At 39.3% G+C, this 16,196-nt stretch carries 15 protein-coding genes, 1 tRNA gene and 1 pseudogene; 10 read left to right on the forward strand and 7 right to left on the reverse strand.

The genetic code is table 11. The annotated features are described in order from the left end of the window. Nucleotide 1: 1 nt before the first annotated feature. Nucleotides 2-1,039, reverse strand: coding sequence for a tagatose 1,6-diphosphate aldolase (locus AC4J95_RS13295; RefSeq protein ID WP_494550303.1), 1,038 nt, complete (start codon nt 1,037-1,039; stop codon nt 2-4). Nucleotides 1,040-1,170: 131 nt separating this feature from the next. Here AC4J95_RS13295 and ybaK point away from each other — a divergent pair, with 131 nt between their 5' ends. Next, a complete protein-coding gene (ybaK, locus tag AC4J95_RS13300; protein WP_494550304.1) occupies nt 1,171-1,656 on the forward strand; it encodes a Cys-tRNA(Pro) deacylase in 486 nt (161 codons plus the stop codon). Here ybaK and AC4J95_RS13305 read toward each other — a convergent pair. Continuing rightward, nucleotides 1,653-2,909 (reverse strand): BaiN/RdsA family NAD(P)/FAD-dependent oxidoreductase, encoded by a 1,257-nt coding sequence (locus tag AC4J95_RS13305; RefSeq protein WP_494550305.1) that lies wholly within the window; start codon nt 2,907-2,909, stop codon nt 1,653-1,655. The two genes, ybaK and AC4J95_RS13305, sit on opposite strands and share 4 nt — an antisense overlap. Nucleotides 2,910-3,070: 161 nt before the next feature. Here AC4J95_RS13305 and gdhA point away from each other — a divergent pair, with 161 nt between their 5' ends. From gdhA to AC4J95_RS13330, 5 genes are all read left to right on the forward strand, one after another. Next, a complete protein-coding gene (gene gdhA, locus AC4J95_RS13310; RefSeq protein ID WP_494550306.1) occupies nt 3,071-4,414 on the forward strand; it encodes an NADP-specific glutamate dehydrogenase in 1,344 nt (447 codons plus the stop codon). A gap of 85 nt (nt 4,415-4,499) precedes the next feature. Beyond that, nucleotides 4,500-5,846, forward strand: coding sequence for a glucose-6-phosphate isomerase (locus AC4J95_RS13315; protein ID WP_316402707.1), 1,347 nt, complete (start codon nt 4,500-4,502; stop codon nt 5,844-5,846). A 311-nt stretch (nt 5,847-6,157) separates the two neighbouring features. Continuing rightward, nucleotides 6,158-6,385 (forward strand): hypothetical protein, encoded by a 228-nt coding sequence (locus tag AC4J95_RS13320; RefSeq protein WP_316402708.1) that lies wholly within the window; start codon nt 6,158-6,160, stop codon nt 6,383-6,385. A gap of 253 nt (nt 6,386-6,638) precedes the next feature. Beyond that, a complete protein-coding gene (locus AC4J95_RS13325) occupies nt 6,639-7,550 on the forward strand; it encodes an ABC transporter ATP-binding protein (RefSeq protein WP_494550307.1) in 912 nt (303 codons plus the stop codon). After that, entirely contained in the window at nt 7,543-8,343 is an 801-nt protein-coding gene (locus tag AC4J95_RS13330; protein ID WP_316402710.1) for an ABC transporter permease subunit, read from the forward strand. Before AC4J95_RS13325 ends, AC4J95_RS13330 begins: the two co-directional genes overlap by 8 nt. A gap of 52 nt (nt 8,344-8,395) precedes the next feature. On the opposite strand, the gene AC4J95_RS13335 is transcribed toward AC4J95_RS13330, so the two are convergent. From AC4J95_RS13335 to AC4J95_RS13350, 4 genes are all read right to left on the reverse strand, one after another. Further along, nucleotides 8,396-9,964 carry a glycerophosphodiester phosphodiesterase family protein gene (locus tag AC4J95_RS13335; protein WP_494550308.1) on the reverse strand — a complete coding sequence of 523 codons (1,569 nt, stop codon included), beginning with the start codon at nt 9,962-9,964 and terminating at the stop codon, nt 8,396-8,398. A gap of 410 nt (nt 9,965-10,374) precedes the next feature. Continuing rightward, nucleotides 10,375-10,971 carry a TVP38/TMEM64 family protein gene (locus tag AC4J95_RS13340; protein ID WP_316402712.1) on the reverse strand — a complete coding sequence of 199 codons (597 nt, stop codon included), beginning with the start codon at nt 10,969-10,971 and terminating at the stop codon, nt 10,375-10,377. A 185-nt stretch (nt 10,972-11,156) separates the two neighbouring features. Then, nucleotides 11,157-11,606 carry a threonine/serine exporter family protein gene (locus AC4J95_RS13345; RefSeq protein ID WP_494550309.1) on the reverse strand — a complete coding sequence of 150 codons (450 nt, stop codon included), beginning with the start codon at nt 11,604-11,606 and terminating at the stop codon, nt 11,157-11,159. Nucleotides 11,607-11,633: 27 nt separating this feature from the next. Beyond that, on the reverse strand, nt 11,634-12,386 hold the full coding sequence (locus AC4J95_RS13350; RefSeq protein ID WP_316402714.1) for a threonine/serine exporter family protein: 753 nt from the start codon (nt 12,384-12,386) through the stop codon (nt 11,634-11,636). A 392-nt stretch (nt 12,387-12,778) separates the two neighbouring features. Here AC4J95_RS13350 and AC4J95_RS13355 point away from each other — a divergent pair, with 392 nt between their 5' ends. Together AC4J95_RS13355 and AC4J95_RS13360 are read left to right on the forward strand one after the other, a co-directional pair. Further along, nucleotides 12,779-13,351 carry a TetR/AcrR family transcriptional regulator gene (locus AC4J95_RS13355; RefSeq protein WP_316402715.1) on the forward strand — a complete coding sequence of 191 codons (573 nt, stop codon included), beginning with the start codon at nt 12,779-12,781 and terminating at the stop codon, nt 13,349-13,351. A 41-nt stretch (nt 13,352-13,392) separates the two neighbouring features. Further along, a tRNA-Ser gene (locus tag AC4J95_RS13360) sits at nt 13,393-13,480 on the forward strand. 104 nt (nt 13,481-13,584) lie between these two features. Here AC4J95_RS13360 and AC4J95_RS13365 read toward each other — a convergent pair. Further along, nucleotides 13,585-14,331, reverse strand: a complete 747-nt coding sequence (locus AC4J95_RS13365) for a tyrosine-type recombinase/integrase (protein ID WP_494550312.1) — start codon at nt 14,329-14,331, stop codon at nt 13,585-13,587. Between the two features lie 73 nt (nt 14,332-14,404). Here AC4J95_RS13365 and AC4J95_RS13370 point away from each other — a divergent pair. Both AC4J95_RS13370 and AC4J95_RS13375 read left to right on the forward strand, forming a co-directional pair. Further along, nucleotides 14,405-14,491 (forward strand): annotated as a pseudogene (locus tag AC4J95_RS13370) (cold-shock protein); the annotation flags it as partial. 190 nt (nt 14,492-14,681) lie between these two features. Further along, a complete protein-coding gene (locus tag AC4J95_RS13375) occupies nt 14,682-15,902 on the forward strand; it encodes a LysM peptidoglycan-binding domain-containing protein (RefSeq protein WP_494550310.1) in 1,221 nt (406 codons plus the stop codon). The last annotated feature ends 294 nt before the right edge of the window (nt 15,903-16,196 follow it).

A 16,196-nucleotide genomic window follows, 5' to 3' on the forward strand; every position in this document is an offset into this window, starting at 1 on the left:
GTTATTCCATGACATCAATATCAAATACTTCAATATTATTTAAACCGCCGTAAATGTCATACCAAGGTTTGGCGTATTTGTTCAAAATGTCATTCAATTCTTCAACATTTTCGCGTCCTTTGGTATCTAGCCATTTAACCAACGCATCTTTCCCACCATCAGCGTAGACTTGAACGCCGTCACGCCAAGTAGCTCGTCCGCCAAGAATACCGCTATAATTGGCACCATTCTGACCGGCGAATTCCAACTCTTCGCGGAAAATATCCGCAGGAACACCGGCACTTAGATAAATGAAGGGGCGGGTAGCAGCTTCACCGGCTTCTTTAAAATAGGCAGCCGCTTCTTCTTGAGTATAAACCACTGGATCGTCGCCTTGATTGAAGCCTTCCACATATTTGAAGAGTACGGGAACTTCGACTTTCAATACATCAATGTGGTATTTGTCCTTCGTAAATTCTTTGATTGTATCAATCACTTTTTGTGGTTTGATTTCAGCGAACTCTGGCGAGTGATCGTCGGTGATTTTATTATCATAAACAATCGGTTCAACAAAAACAGGGATGTCCGCTGCTAAGGCTTCTGTTCCCAAACGTTCTAGGAAGGCATGCTTTACTTCTAAGATTTCTTGCGGTTCGTCAGGATCATAGTAAACTAAAACTTTTGCTGCATCCGCCCCCTTTTCTAATAAACGATTCAAGGATTCGTTGGGCAATAGTTCAGGTAAACGACCGGGAGTATTCGCATCGTAGCCAGTTTTTTCATAAGACATGATTAACCCTGAATCAGGATCTTTGGCTTTAATACCTTTGAATCCATATTGTTCATCCAGCAGGATCGCGCTGACGTGCTTGGTCAATTCTTGAGAGACAAGTTCTTTAAATTCATAAACTTGGTTCATTGAAAATTTATCTTCACCCACAGCGGCTTGCATCATCTTTTTCATAGAGCCCCGTTGATCGATTGCTAAGGCCGCAATGACACCGTGATCATTTGACAATTGTTGCATCTTTTCAAACTTTCCTCTTGAGATTCTTTTCATGATGAAAACATCCTTTCTGTTACAAATCCAGTGTAGGACTTTTAGAAAAAAAGACCAAACAAAACGACCGATTTGTTTCCTAACGGCTTTTTTGCTAGACTTTAGAAAAATGTATGAAGTGAGGGATAGTCTTGGCTAAGAAGAAAATTCAGAAGACCAATGCGATTCGACTAGTTGAACAGAAGAAAATCGCCTATGAAGAGCATGAATACGCTTGGAGCGAAGGTGATCTCGGAGCAGGGCATGTCTCTGAGCAAGTAGACATCGAACCTGAGCGAATCTTTAAAACGCTGGTAGCAGTAGGTAACAAAACTGGTCCGGTCGTTGCAGTAATTCCCAGCGATCATGAGTTGGATCTGAAGAAAATTGCGAAGGTCAGCGGCAATAAAAAAGTTGAGATGCTGCATCTGAGAGATTTGGAAGCAACGACAGGCTATGTTCGTGGCGGTTGTTCCCCAATCGGAATGAAGAAGCTGTTTCCAACTTTTGTCGATGCTTCGGCTGAAAACTTTGAACAGATTGCGATTTCTGCGGGCAGAAGAGGGCTGCAAATAGAAATTGCCCCCAACGCCATCTTAGATCTGACGCGAGGACAATTTGCTGAATTGACGCATTAAGCAAAAGCATTATAAGCAGCGTGAGTGCCAGCCACATAGCCAGTACAAAAAGCGGTAGTGATATTATAACCACCTGTATACCCGTTAACATCAAGAACCTCCCCGGCAAAATACAAGCCGGGGATTTTTTTACTGGATAATTCTTTTGGATTAATCTCTTTTAGCTCGACTCCGCCGCCAGTGACGAAGGATTTTTCCAAACCAAACGTTTTGTTGGCAGTCAAGGACCAGTTCTTGCAGTAAGAAACAAAAGCTTCTAATTGTTCTTTTGATGTCTGGTTATAGGTTTGTTCACTGATATCAACTTGCTCTAAAAAGAAGAGCAGCAGTCGTTCTGGTAAAAAGCTGGTAAGAGCATTTTTTAATTGTTTTGTGGAGCCTGATGAGCGCTCGCTGATTTCCTCCAATAATTGAATGGCTGATTTTTCTGGGAAGCAGTCTAGCTTTAGTGTTACGGTTTCTTGTTCTCGAAGCAGTTGGTTAACAAAACTTGAACAACGTAAAGCAGCAGGACCAGATATACCGAAATGAGTAAAAAGCAGATCCATCTTGTGACTGGCGACGGTTTTGTTTCTATCATCCACAACCGATAATTTAACATCCTGCAAAGACAACCCTTGTAAAGTTTTGTTCGTTATAAAGCTATCTGTCAAAAAGATTGGTGATTCAGTCGGATACAAGGGTGTAACATGATGCCCGACACTTTTGGCAAAGCGATAGCCGTCTCCTTGTGACCCAGTCGATGGATAGGTGATTCCACCAGTCGTCACTACAACGCTCTTTGCGGAATAATCACCTTCAGCCGTACGAACCCCTCGAATGACGGAATCGTCGGCGATGATTTTCTCGATCGGTTCTTTAAAATGCAGCTCAACCTGCAGATTCTCTAATTCATCCTTTAGCGTATTTACTATCGTTGCTGATTTGTCAGAGACTGGGAAGATCCGTCCATGATCTTCTTCTTTTAAAGCGACCCCGCGTTCACTAAAGAAATTCATCACATCTTGGTTGTCGAATTGCGAGAATGTACTATATAAGAAGCGACCATTGCCGGGAATGTGTGTAATCAAGTCCTCGACTGGTCGATTGTTCGTCACATTGCAGCGACCGCCGCCAGTCATTAACAATTTCTTGCCTAATCGTTTATTTTTTTCGAATAGTGCGACCTGAGCGCCGTTCATCGCCGCCGTGATAGCGGTCATCATGCCTGCTGGTCCGCCGCCAATCACAATTACATCAAATGTTTTACTCATTAATACTAACCTCATTTATCCATTGATTTATTGGTTCACCATGTATAATCATACTGTAAATACGAACAATTGGCATTCAACTTGCAGTGTAGCATGAATTTTTTTTCACTTCTATTAGAAAATGATGTAAACTATGAGTATTAACTGTGAGGAGGAATTTGATGGAAGTACGAGAATATGTTGAACAGATTCAAAAGAACTTAGAGGCAAAAGATCCGAACCAAGAAGAATTTTTACAGGCGGTGGAAGAATTTTTACCTACCGTGATTCCTTTTCTAGAAGAACATCCTGAGTATGTTGAGAAAAATATTTTAGGCATGATCATTGAACCAGAAAGAATGGTCCAATTCCGTGTGCCTTGGCAAGATGACAAGGGTAATTGGCAAGTCAATCGCGGTTATCGCGTACAATTTAACTCAGCGATTGGTCCTTATAAAGGCGGCTTACGTTTCCACCCAAGTGTGAATCTAAGTATCTTGAAATTTTTAGGTTTCGAGCAAATCTTTAAAAATAGTTTGACAGGTCTTCCAATCGGTGGGGGGAAAGGTGGATCAGATTTCGATCCGAAAGGAAAATCTGATTCGGAAGTGATGCGTTATTGCCAAAGCTTCATGACAGAACTATCAAAACATATTGGTCCGAACCTAGACGTACCGGCAGGCGACATCGGTGTCGGCGGACGCGAGATCGGCTATCTATTCGGTCAATATAAGCGTTTGCGTGAATACGATATGGGCGTGCTGACTGGTAAACCTTTAGGCTTTAACGGCAGCCTAGGCAGAACAGAAGCGACTGGATATGGTGCAGTCTACTTCGTGAAACATTTATTAGAAGATCGCAAGGATTCTTTTGAAGGCAAAAAAGTTCTTGTCTCGGGTAGTGGTAACGTGGCAATTTATGCAATCGAAAAAGCACAGGAACTAGGCGCAACTGCAATCACTTGTTCAGATTCAAATGGCTACATTTATGATAAAGACGGAATCGACGTTGAACTATTGAAGGACATCAAAGAGGTTCGTCGTGCTCGTTTAACAGAATATGTGAAGGAACGTAAGACGGCAGAATACTATGAAGGTTCTGTTTGGGAGCTAGAAACAGAAGCGGATATTGCTTTACCGTGTGCAACACAAAATGAGATCGATGATAAAAAAGCGGAACTCTTAGTCAAAAATGGTGTGAAAGTAGTCGCTGAAGGGGCAAATATGCCAAGTACCAACGGAGCTGTTAAGTTGTACCATGAAAACGGTGTTCTTTATGGACCAGGGAAAGCAGCCAATGCAGGCGGTGTAGCGGTATCGGCATTAGAAATGAGTCAAAACTCTCAACGTTTAGCGTGGACAAAAGAAGAAGTCGACGGAAAACTTGATGATATCATGAAAAATATTTATGAAACTTGTCGTGATACAGCTGCCAAATATGCTGATAAAGATAATTTTGCTGCTGGCGCGAATATCGCTGGTTTTGCAAAAGTTGCCGCAGCAATGTTAGCCCAAGGAACTGTTTAATTTTTAAATGGTTTACGCTTGAAAAATAGTCAAAAGAAACGTAAAGTATAGATTGTTATGAAGTGACTTTCAAGGAGGAAAAACAATGGCACACATTCATTTCGATTATTCGAAAGTAGCACCATTCGTGAGCGAACATGAAATGGACTACATCAAATCTGAAGTAGCTCTAGCTCACAAAGAATTACGCGAAGGGACTGGCGCAGGAAATGATTTCCTAGGCTGGGTGGATCTTCCAGTAAACTATGACAAAGATGAATTTGCGCGCATCAAAAAAGCGGCTGAAAAAATCAAATCTGATTCTGAAGTATTAGTGGTTATCGGGATCGGAGGTTCATACCTTGGAGCTCGTGCAGCAATCGAATTCTTACACCAAAGTTTTTTCAATGTGTTAGATAAAGAAGACCGCAAAGCACCACAAGTATTCTTTGCAGGAAACTCAATCAGCTCAACATACATTGCTGACTTGATCGAAGTGATCGGCGACCGTGACTTCTCAGTTAACGTAATCTCTAAATCAGGTACTACGACTGAACCAGCTATCGCTTTCCGTGTCTTCAAAGAATTATTGATCAAAAAATATGGTGAAGAAGAAGCCAACAAACGTATCTATGCAACAACAGATAAAGCTCGCGGAGCTGTTAAAGTTGAAGCAGACGCAGCAGGTTGGGAAACTTTTGTGATTCCTGATGATGTCGGTGGACGTTTCTCAGTACTTACAGCTGTGGGTCTATTACCAATCGCAGCCAGCGGTGCGGACATCGATGCGTTGATGCAAGGTGCAGCTGACGCTCGTGAAGCTTACTCAAGCGATAACTTAGACGAAAACGAAGCCTATCAATATGCTGCACTTCGTAATATTCTATACCGTAAAGGCAAAGTGACTGAAATCTTAGTCAACTACGAGCCAGGTATGCAATATTTCAACGAATGGTGGAAACAATTATACGGCGAATCAGAAGGAAAAGACTTGAAGGGGATCTACCCATCAAGTGCAAACTTCTCAACTGACTTGCATTCATTTGGACAATACATCCAAGAAGGTCGTCGCAACATCTTCGAAACGATCGTGAAAGTGGAAAAACCTCGTAAATCTGTGGCGATTCCTGCACAAGAATCTGACTTAGATGGACTTGGCTACCTAGAAGGAAAAGATGTTGACTTTGTTAATTCTAAAGCATATCAAGGTACACTATTAGCTCATACTGATGGCGGTGTTCCTAATTTTGTATTAAACATCCCAACAATGGATGCTTATACTTTAGGTTATGCAATGTACTTCTTTGAAATCGCAGTTGGAATCTCTGGATACTTATTGGGTGTTAACCCATTCAATCAACCAGGTGTGGAAGCTTACAAGAAAAACATGTTTGCGTTGCTTGGAAAACCAGGATTTGAAGATTTAGCAAAAGAATTGAATAATCGTCTATAGAACATTGAAAAGAGCCCTCGCTACGCGAGGGCTCTTTTTTAATTGGTATAGTAAAAGTAATTGACAGCTAAGCAAAATTAACCACAAAAAACATAATAGAAGCATAATGAAATCGGTTTTAAACAAATAAAGATAAATTAAAAATGAATAGGAGATTAAAAATAACCTCAGTTGTTTATGTTGGTGTTTTGCGAATTTTCTAACAATTGTGACGAACCCCTTGATATAAAAGCAAAAAAAGTAATAAAAAACGTTTTCAATTTTACTTCATTATGTTATTATAAAAACGTAGAATTAAAGGGGGATTTATTATGGAAATGACAGAAACTATTGAAATTGGTCTTGCTTATGAGTGTAAAGCAATTGGAATCGAAAAGGAAGTTATTGGAGTTGTCGAACAGCTTTACAATAATACGGTATTAATCAATGTTGTATCTTGTGCTCCGTCTGATCGAGCAGCAGTTATCGAATTGCAAAATCGCTTATTAGTGAAATACGAGAATGTGCATGCCTGTGTTGCGGTTGAATGCACTGCATAATTTTTTTAAGCAAGCATGTGAAAAACTTATTTTGACAGGAAAAGGATTCGGATCTTTCAATAAGGTCCGGATTTTTTTAATAGCAATTTAAAAGAAAGTAAAAAAATTATTTTGTTGTATCGTATCGCGATACATAGGCATCATTAAGTTAACAAAGAATCGATTGAACCCTCTGCTTAGAAGAAATACAATAAGAATATAAAACCATATCGTTTAGAGGAGTATGTCGTTTGATAGAAAAGAGGGATTCTAAATGAATGCGATCGAAATTAATCAATTAGAAAAAATATATCCTGAAGGAAAGAAAGCACTAGATAATGTTAGTCTGGTGGTACCTCAAGGGACGATCTTCGGTTTTTTAGGACCGAATGGCGCGGGGAAGACTACAACGGTTAAATTGCTAAACGGTATTTTAGATCCGACTGATGGAGAGATGCGCGTCTTAGGTCTCGATCCAGTTAGTGAGGCAGAGAAGCTTCATCAATCTACTGGTGTTTTAACCGAACATGCCGGGATGTACGACCATTTTTCCGGCATTGATAATTTGCGTTTTTTCGGACAGCTTTTTGGAATGAGCAATGCAGAGAGTGACTTAAGAGGTCGACAACTGTTGGAAAAGTTGGGTTTAACCGAGGCTGCTGATGTGAAATTAAAGAGTTACTCAACCGGGATGAGGCAAAGATTATCACTAGCCCGGACGTTGATCCATCGCCCACAGGTTCTATTTCTGGATGAACCTACTAGCGGTCTTGATCCTGAAAGTACTAAGAGTGTCAACGAGCTTTTACTGGAGTTGTCCAAAGAAGAAGGAACGACAATCTTTCTATGTACTCATCAATTAAGATATGCGCAGGAGATATGCAATGAATATGGACTGATGGATAATGGACAACTGCTCGCTTTAGGCAGTTTGAGAGAATTACGCAAGCGTACCTTTGATAGCTTTAAGGTGATGATTGAAACAGATCTGATGCCGCTAACGATCGAAAGCAATCGAGTCAAAGGTGATCTTTACGAAATAAGTATCCAGAGGAAAGACGAAATTGCTCAATTAGTAAAAAAAATCGTTGCTCAAGGCGGCAATATATCACAGGTAACGCCAGTTGACTATTCACTGGAGGATATCTATTTCGCTTTATTGGAAGGAGGGGAGACACATGATTAATAGTCGTCAAAAGGCGATCATGATCAAGGATATACGTGGGATTACTGAAAATAAACGCTACTTTTCAGTATTGACGATTCTTCCGTTAGTTTTCTCGATTCTTTTCCCGACAATGATGCTGTTGACTGTTCTGCTGAGCCCAACAGATTCTTCATCATTTACCGAGATGGCACGCATTTTACCAAATTTTCAAACACTGAGCAAAGAGCAGCTAATTTACGATCTATTATCGCTCATGGTTAATAATGTCATTCCGATTTTCTTTTTGATTATTCCAATAATGACTGCAAGTGTCATGGCAGCTAGTTCATTTGTCGGTGAAAAGGAAAAACGAACGCTGGAAACACTGCTGTATTCTCCTTTGTCAATCAGAAAGATTTTTCAAGCAAAGGTCTATGCTTCCTTTCTTGTCGCAATCTTTGTGACCTATGTTTCATTTCTGTTAACCGTGGTCGTTGTTGAGGTTGAGGTGTATCTTCTTCAAGGAATACTGCTGCCTTTCAGTATCAACTGGCTTTGGGTTATGCTGTTGATTGTTCCAGCGATCACGATTATTTCTATCGTCCTAATCGTCAGAGGATCTGCAAAATCTACCACGATTGAGGAGTCGCAGCAAAAAGCAGCCTTCTTGATTATGCCGTTGGCTCTGCTTCTCGTTGGCCAGTTCACCGGTATTCTCGTTTTTGGTGGTTGGATCGTCATCTCTATTGGATTGATTCTGCTCATGATTGCACTGCTGCTATTAAGGTTTTCTATGACAGGTTTTACATATGAACGCCTATTAGATCGTTAAAAAAGGACCGTGAACACTCTTCTAAAGGAGAAGACTGTTTACGGTCCTTACTTTAATCAAATTGAAGAATTCCAGCAGTTTTTGCCTTTATATCCTCTGTTCCAGTCTTGAATACACTCAAATCATCGGATAAGATGCCATTTACGCGTTGGTAACGATAAATAGCTGCTTGTTGCTTAGAATTGACTGGCCATACATAGATTCCTTGATTACGATGTTGTAGAAATTGAATCAGGTCGCCGCTAGCCGTTCGTGACTCGATATTGATGAAATCTAAGGATGTTTTGGGCGCACCGATCAAATCCAAAGGTAAGATATAGCCGACTTTCATTGTAGGGAAATTTTTCTTCATTTGATTAGCTATGTCTAGATCCATGCTTTGCAGCTGATGATTAACCAGCTGGTCTTTCAGCGGCAGTAAATGCTTAACAATCGTGTTTTTTGTTTTAGCAGTGATTTTCAGTTCGATCAACAATTTTTGATTTAATTGATTTGCTGTTGCTAGATAATCAACGAATAACGGGATCTTGCTGTCATAACCATTTTCCTTCAAAGTAATGTTCTTCAGTTGATTCCAGGTTGATTCGTCAATGCGTATGTTCTTATTCGCCAGGGATTTCAAATCCTCATCATGGATCACTACCAACTGATGATCAGCCGTTTCCTGCACATCCATTTCTACAAGATCGGGGTGAGCGGATTTGCTGGTCTTTTCCAGAACATCGATTGAATTTTGGACTCCGTTTCGCTGAGATACGCCGCGATGGGAAATCGTGAATGGCTCGTCGATTTGTTTCACCTGAAAGGCATGAGCGTAATGCAACGAATAGAGCCCAAGACAAGCCAGGATCATCAAGCTGAGCCAAATGATTGTTCCCTTTGTCATGGAGTCGTCCTTGATCGGTTCTTTGTCAGAAGCGGCTAAGTAGAGAAAGAAGAGTGCCCATAATGCATTTTGGATCACACGATAAACCAATAATAAAATCATAGCTGTGCTTTCACGACTCAACCATTGAGTGAATCCGATGAATGCGATCTTGATCAATAAGCTAGCTGCTAAAAAGGCGAAGGGGATAAGGAAAAAGAGAACAAGCTGTTTTGCTGTTGGTTTGTTCGTTTTCCGCCAGCTTAGCTGCCAACTGGCTCTCAGATTTTCTCCTTGCTTCAAGTATTTTGGTACCAAAATCCCACGGAAAAGAAAGTAAAGCAGGATCAGATACAGCAAAACGATAACTGGTAAAATTTTCCAACGATATAAAAAGACAAAAGAAAGCAGTCTTGCTGGGAGTGGCTGCCATACCAGCAGCATCTGATAAAAGCGAAAGAAAAAAATCGGTGATAAAAGAATCCAGTAAGCAAAACTAACAAAAGCTGCCTTTAAAGAAAAATTCTCAAAGATCTTTTCATTGGATTGGACTTGGCTGAATAAATTTCCGTAAAGAAAGAACAACGCAAAAAATAATAGCAGATAGAATGGGTGATACAGATTATTAAGAAAACTTTGACGGAAAAATAAAAAGAGCCCCTCCGTCAAAAAAGGGAGACCAAAGGCAAGTAATAAAAAATTATATATGGAAAACGTACGAAAATAATGCGTGATTCGTTGTCGAAAGTAATTCATTGTTCCTCCTGAAATGCTATATATAATGGTTTATCTGGAATAAACCGTGCTTTTTATTTAGCGTATCACAACTTTGTCCGAAAAAGTTAGATTATTTCGTGAAATTCAAGATAGATAGAATTGAGTTTAGCTAGGTATACCATTCTAGAGGCCTGGTTACAAAAATACTCGAAAAATGTAAATCCAGTATAATTATAAATATTCGATGAAAAGCAAAGCAAGCAGCTAGTTCGTAATAAGGGAATCATTTTTCAAAAGGCGCGAAAAATGAGTTGAGTTTTCACCTCGCATATCATTCTACGTCTACACTACGTTACGCCTACAGTTTCACTAAGCAAGGACCGCAAGTGAAACTAGCATGATCTTGCTAAAGCAAGAAGTAGAACTGACAAAAAAACTCCACTAACGGATTAGTGGAGGAGTAGTTGTTGTAATAATGCGCCGCCTTGTAGTAAAGCCAAACTGTATAGAAAGATCGAAGCTGGTTTTGCTAAAAAGATGATTGCGCTGTATTTTTTAAATGACATATTTGTCAGACTAGCCATCAAACATAAGGCATCATCCGGTGCTACTGGTAAGAAGATTGCCAGTGCGAATAGCTTGTCGAAACGGGGATCATCCAGCCAATGATTGTATTTTTGATAAACCTTATCACTGACAAGATGCATGATCAACGGTTTTCCATAGTGACGTCCCATTAAAAACAGAATTAAGGAACCGATCACGATACCGACATAGTTATAGACGAAACCCCAGTACGGTCCGAAAATCAGAACCCCGGCTGCTAGGCTGATACCGCCTGGAATAATTGGAATCACGACTTGAACGATCTGAATTAAAACGAAAATGAGCGGCCCGGCGATCGGGGATTGCCCGACAAGCTGCTGCAGCGAATTCATATCATTAAATACTCCTAAACGATAGAAGTAGATTGTCAAACTGATCGTTATGGCTATACCCATTAATGAAACTATATTTAACAGCCTTCTGGATTGAACAACACTCATTTGATTCAGCTCCTTTGTCTTTCTACAGTGAGTATATAGGATAAATTCACAAAATGCATAGGTCTGAGGTTGTAATTTGTAAATTTCGTACAAAACTTTAAATATTTTTAGATATTTATTGGTTCCGCTTACATCATTAGCCTATAAACAAATAAAAACAGGAAGGCTTTCCTGTTTTACTAAAGTCATTTAGTTTGAAAATTGGAACGTGTTCTTTTCAAAGCTCGTTCGATCAAGTTCGTGAACATGAAGCCAATCGCGATTGCGCCGGCAGTAACGAGTACTGTCACGACTTTTTCCATCGATTCAGTAAACTGCTGGTTCATCATATGCCGAACCGCCATGTATGCGGGTCCGCCTGGAACTAATGGGACTAAACTGGGAACGTTGAAGACGATCACGGGCATATGCATCTTTCGTGAGAACAAAATACTGATTAATCCAATCAATAGTGCCCCCATAAAATTGGCGATACCGATATTTTGATGAAAATAGGTTTGTAAAACCCAAAACGTCATCCAACCGGCAGCCCCAGTCAAGCCACAAGCCAAAAAGGCACGGCGAGGAATATTCGTAATGACGCTGAAGGCGATCGTGCTAAACATACTGAAAAGAAAATTGACAATAAAATTCATGAGTAACCTCCAAGTAGATTTATTCGGTTAAAAGAAGTTAAAGGCAACGATGATCCCACCGCCGATCGCTCCAGCGATAAAAAGCGCCTCAGTACCGCGAGCTACCCCGCTAATCAAATGGCCCGCCATGATATCACGAAAAGCATTGGTGATTGCTAGTCCGGGGACAAGGGGCATAATCGATCCGATAATCAAACTATTTACATCGCGTGCTAGCGAGCATGAAACTGCCAACAAAGACAAACACCCAATAATCAAAGCTGCCGCAAAATCATTTAGAAATTTCATCTGTAGCTTATTACCGAAAAAGGTATGGACGGCAAAACCAATCATTCCGATGATGAAGGTTGGAATAAAGTCAAACCAAGTACCGTTCAAAATAATCATCAGTGTACTACTAACGATGCCTGCCGAAATAATTTTCCACAAATAAGGGAAGTCAGGTGTATCCTGATCAACTTCTTCTAAATAAAGATAGAAATCCGGCAAAGAGAGTTCGCCATCTGCGAATTGCCGTGAGCCCTGATTGACAGCAGTTACTTTTTCTAAGTTGATCGACTGCGGGGTGATCTGAACCACTTGACTAGTCTGTTCAGAGGGAAAACCAACGATGACACCTGTCGCAGTTACGTATGTTTGTATATCATCTAAGCCGGCATTGAGGGCGATTCGTTTCATTGTATCTTCTACTCGATAAACCTCTGAGCCGGACTCCATCATGATTTTTCCGGCCTTTAAGCAGGTATTTAAAACAAGTTGTGCATAATTTTGCTGTTCCATCCTATTAATCCCCCTTACTATTCCTATACTATAGTAGAGAAAATAAATAAATTAGACAAGAAAAAGAATAAGGATTGTCACCGAACCTCAGAGAAAGTATAATAAAGTAACAGCAATTTTTTTTTTGTGAGATACTGTTTTTACTTTAAAGAAACAAAAATGCCCGTAAATGTATAACGACTCTTTTGTTTTTTAATGAAATAAGTTAAATATTACATAAATAATAAAACGTTTACACTGCCTTTATAAGAAAAAAATCGATAACATCGCCGCTTTTTAGGAAAAAATTTCTGTAAATTTAGATAACATCTTGCATAAGGGTTGCAAAACTAATCAGTTTTTGATTAAAATAAAATGACGGGAAAAATAATAACATTCTGGGAGGAATTAAAATGAGAAGAAAAGTTTATACCAAAGACCAGATTCTAAAGGCTGCCTATGAAGTTGTCGAAAATGAAGGTTTTTCTGGATTTACAGCAAGGAACATTGCCAAAAAAATGGGAATCAGTACGCAACCGATCTATTTAGAGTTTAAGAATATGAGTGATCTGAAGAACACCTTGTTAGATGAAATATGTAATCACCTATATTACGATATTTTCCCAGAAGTTCGCACAGGTGATACCATTATTGATTTGGGTTTAAGTTATGTGTATTTTGCTAAGGAACAAAGTAATCTTTACAACGCGTTATATGTTCAAGAATATGGCGGTGGAAAGAAAATGCATGACTTTTCTTACAACTATTTCCATCAATTAATTACTGAGCATCCGAAATACAAGAATTTATCCGAAAATAAAATCAATGCTCTGCATGTTGGAACGTGGATTTGTGTGACTGGAATTGCCACATTGATGTCATCAGGGATTATCGAGCCGACACAAGATGAAATCGTTCATTTGATGAACCGCACGATCAACAATATCTTGGAAGAAGAAGACACTTCTGTATTAGATACGTTATAAAATCTTGACATTTAAACGAAAAAAGGTAAGATAAATGGTGCGGAAGGTTGGCAGAGTGGTAATGCAACGGACTCGAAATCCGTCGAGCCGCAGTAATGTGGTGCACGGGTTCAAATCCCGTACCTTCCTTCCATCTTGCCAGATGATGAGTTAGAAACATTGTAACAGAGCCAATCTGTTAATGTTTTTAGCTCTATTTTTTTGGAGTGAATACGGGATTGAATCCGGTTCGGTTAAATTCTTAAATAATTTGCAAATTGTAGAGCTGTTTTTTTTTTTCGTTCCTCGGTGATATGGATGTACAAATCCATTGTAATTTGGATTGATGCATGGCCTAGTCGCTCTTGAACATCCTTGATGGTAGAACCAGCTTCCAGGAGAAGCGATGCATGAGTGTGTCTCAGTCCATGAATCGTGATCCGCTTTAAGTTGTTTTGCTTGATGATGGATTCCATCCATTTTCTAGGTTTAGACAGCTGCATGAAAGTGTTTCGTTCATTGCTAAACAACAGCTGATTAGGTTTAAGGGTATTGTAGTCTGAAATCAAGAACTCTTTCCTTTGAACCGAACGCCAATGCTTTAGTATGTCTAATGTTTTTTGATCCATCGGGATAGTACGTTTTGAATTCTTTGTTTTTGGTTGCTCAACATATAGGCGGTTGTTTTTCCCTCTAGCAAGAGTTTTGCTAATTCGAATAGTTTTATCCTTAAAGTTAACATCTTCCCATGTAAGGGCTATGAGCTCACCAACACGCATACCAGAGAAAGCGAGAGTTCGAAAGAAGGCAATCATTTTCTGATTGTCTTTTTTAGTGACGACTGAAAGGAATTCTTCCAGCTCCTGTTTTGTAAAGAAGTTAGCAGTCGCTTCATCATCGATCGATTCTTTTCTTTTTGGAATCGTAATCTTTTTAAATGGATTGTCGGATGCATAGCCTAAAGTGATGGCATAATCATAGATACGCGATGCATTACTTATGAACTCCCTAAAAAGAACAAAATCCTTTGATTTAGTATTAGCAAATTTCTGAGCATAAGCAGGCGAGGGTTATCGATTGCTAGAAGAAGGTCAGACAGTCGTTTATACGATTGGTGAGAACGACAAAGGTAAGAAAGCAACGAATGTAGTAGTTGAGTAGTATCGGTGACAGTGGAGTTTTCCATCGTCATTTTTCTTTTGCAAAAGCTATTTATGGAACTCATATTCCAGAGAGAGTAATATAACTATTGTTCGTCTAGGATTTAGTGATAAAGCTATAGATTCAATTCATTTGCCCATGATACAATTATTCTAGAAAAGAATAATGCTAATGAAAGAAGGGCTAGCTTTTGAAAAAGTTTGTTACGGTTGTATCAATGATTTTATTGTCTTTTACATTGACCGCTTGTGGGAGTAAGGTTACTGTTGACGATTTAAAATCTAATGATTGGCAAATGGATATGAACGAGAACGAAGATAACATTCATTTTAAAGTATCTTTTAGTGATCACGTCATGACCTGGGCTGTAGATGCGTCTGAAATGAAAAGCCAGGCATCAAACGAGTGGGAAAAGATGGGTGAAGATCTCGGGAAACAAATTGTGGAAAACATTAAGTATAAAGTTGAATATGAGTTGAAGGGAAAAACAATTCATCTTAAGGAAAAGGACTTGAAGTTAGATGATGACTATAGCATTGAAAAGGAAGATAAGAATATTGTTCTCACTCCAGAAGACGAAGACGCTCAAAAAATTGTCTTAAAGCCTTACTCAAAAAAATCTAGTCAAAATGAAACGTCTACTTCGAAGTCCAAAAAGAAAACAGCTGTGAAATTATCCGAAGTCATTGATCAATTTAAAAAAGATGGACTTGAAGTTAATGACGCACGAAAAATGACTAAAGATGAATTTGGTGCAGCACCTTTAGCGGCAAAAGAAAGCATGATTTTTGGAATTCAATTAGGTAGTGATGGAAAATATCAAAATGCTCGAATTTTTTCATTTGATACCTTAGAAGATTTAACGAATACAAAGGACTATTATGACGATCTAGGTAAATCTTCTTCACTAGCCTACTCGTACACTGCCGCTGATGAGGATAATTTAGTATTAATGCAATTTAACGGAGACCTTCCAAAAGAGGTAGTAGAAAGATATGTAGATACTGCCGACTTGGAATTGACACCAGTAAACTTTGAAACGGATTCAACGAACTCTGAAATAATTGAAGAAGATAATGCGTATAGTTCACCATCAAGCAGCAATCAAGTAGAACGACAAGCAGAGTCTAACTTACAAGAAACACAAGCTCAGAAAGCGGCCGCAGAAGCAGATGCGAAAGCTCAGCAAGAGACTGCCAGACAGCAGCAAGCCGCTCAAGAACAAGAGCAACAGCAGCAAGAGAACTCGCAAAATGATGCAAACTCTCAGTATGGCGTAGTGCAAGCCGGAGAAGGACCGCCACAAATTGCAGCTCGCTACGGTATAAGTGTCGACCAACTATTAAGTCTAAATGGAATGTCCGCGGATAACTATTACTTTGATCCAGGACAGGAAATAAGAATCAAATAATTAATTGAGAATAATTTATTATCCCTAGTCGATTGACTGGGGTTTTTTGGTATACTAGTTTTAAAGTGAGCTCAACAGATTATGAATATTTCAGAATGAAAGACTATTTAAGAAACGTTACTAATAATAAAGAAGTTTGTAGGAAAATGATTATGTATACCATCTAATGTTATGCTTAATTCTTTTATTTCTAATGTACATAGGTTTTTAGGAGCAAATCAGTGAAAATGAGTTTTTAACCTCAGTGTTTTAGCTGTACTGTAAAATATTAAATTTAAAATAGTTTTGGAGGTA

Source organism: Enterococcus sp. GPZ-007, from assembly GCF_059374735.1.

Excerpts from the sequence above, each read along its gene's own strand:
- gdhA (WP_494550306.1), top strand. The coding sequence starts at position 3,071 with ATGGAAGTACGAGAATATGTTGAACAGATTCAAAAGAACTTAGAGGCA.
- AC4J95_RS13330 (WP_316402710.1), top strand. The coding sequence starts at position 7,543 with ATGATTAATAGTCGTCAAAAGGCGATCATGATCAAGGATATACGTGGG.
- AC4J95_RS13295 (WP_494550303.1), bottom strand. The coding sequence starts at position 1,039 with ATGAAAAGAATCTCAAGAGGAAAGTTTGAAAAGATGCAACAATTGTCA.
- AC4J95_RS13305 (WP_494550305.1), bottom strand. The coding sequence starts at position 2,909 with ATGAGTAAAACATTTGATGTAATTGTGATTGGCGGCGGACCAGCAGGC.
- AC4J95_RS13345 (WP_494550309.1), bottom strand. The coding sequence starts at position 11,606 with ATGAATTTTATTGTCAATTTTCTTTTCAGTATGTTTAGCACGATCGCC.
- AC4J95_RS13355 (WP_316402715.1), top strand. The coding sequence starts at position 12,779 with ATGAGAAGAAAAGTTTATACCAAAGACCAGATTCTAAAGGCTGCCTAT.
- AC4J95_RS13335 (WP_494550308.1), bottom strand. The coding sequence starts at position 9,964 with ATGAATTACTTTCGACAACGAATCACGCATTATTTTCGTACGTTTTCC.
- AC4J95_RS13320 (WP_316402708.1), top strand. The coding sequence starts at position 6,158 with ATGGAAATGACAGAAACTATTGAAATTGGTCTTGCTTATGAGTGTAAA.
- AC4J95_RS13325 (WP_494550307.1), top strand. The coding sequence starts at position 6,639 with ATGAATGCGATCGAAATTAATCAATTAGAAAAAATATATCCTGAAGGA.
- AC4J95_RS13315 (WP_316402707.1), top strand. The coding sequence starts at position 4,500 with ATGGCACACATTCATTTCGATTATTCGAAAGTAGCACCATTCGTGAGC.
- AC4J95_RS13340 (WP_316402712.1), bottom strand. The coding sequence starts at position 10,971 with ATGAGTGTTGTTCAATCCAGAAGGCTGTTAAATATAGTTTCATTAATG.
- AC4J95_RS13350 (WP_316402714.1), bottom strand. The coding sequence starts at position 12,386 with ATGGAACAGCAAAATTATGCACAACTTGTTTTAAATACCTGCTTAAAG.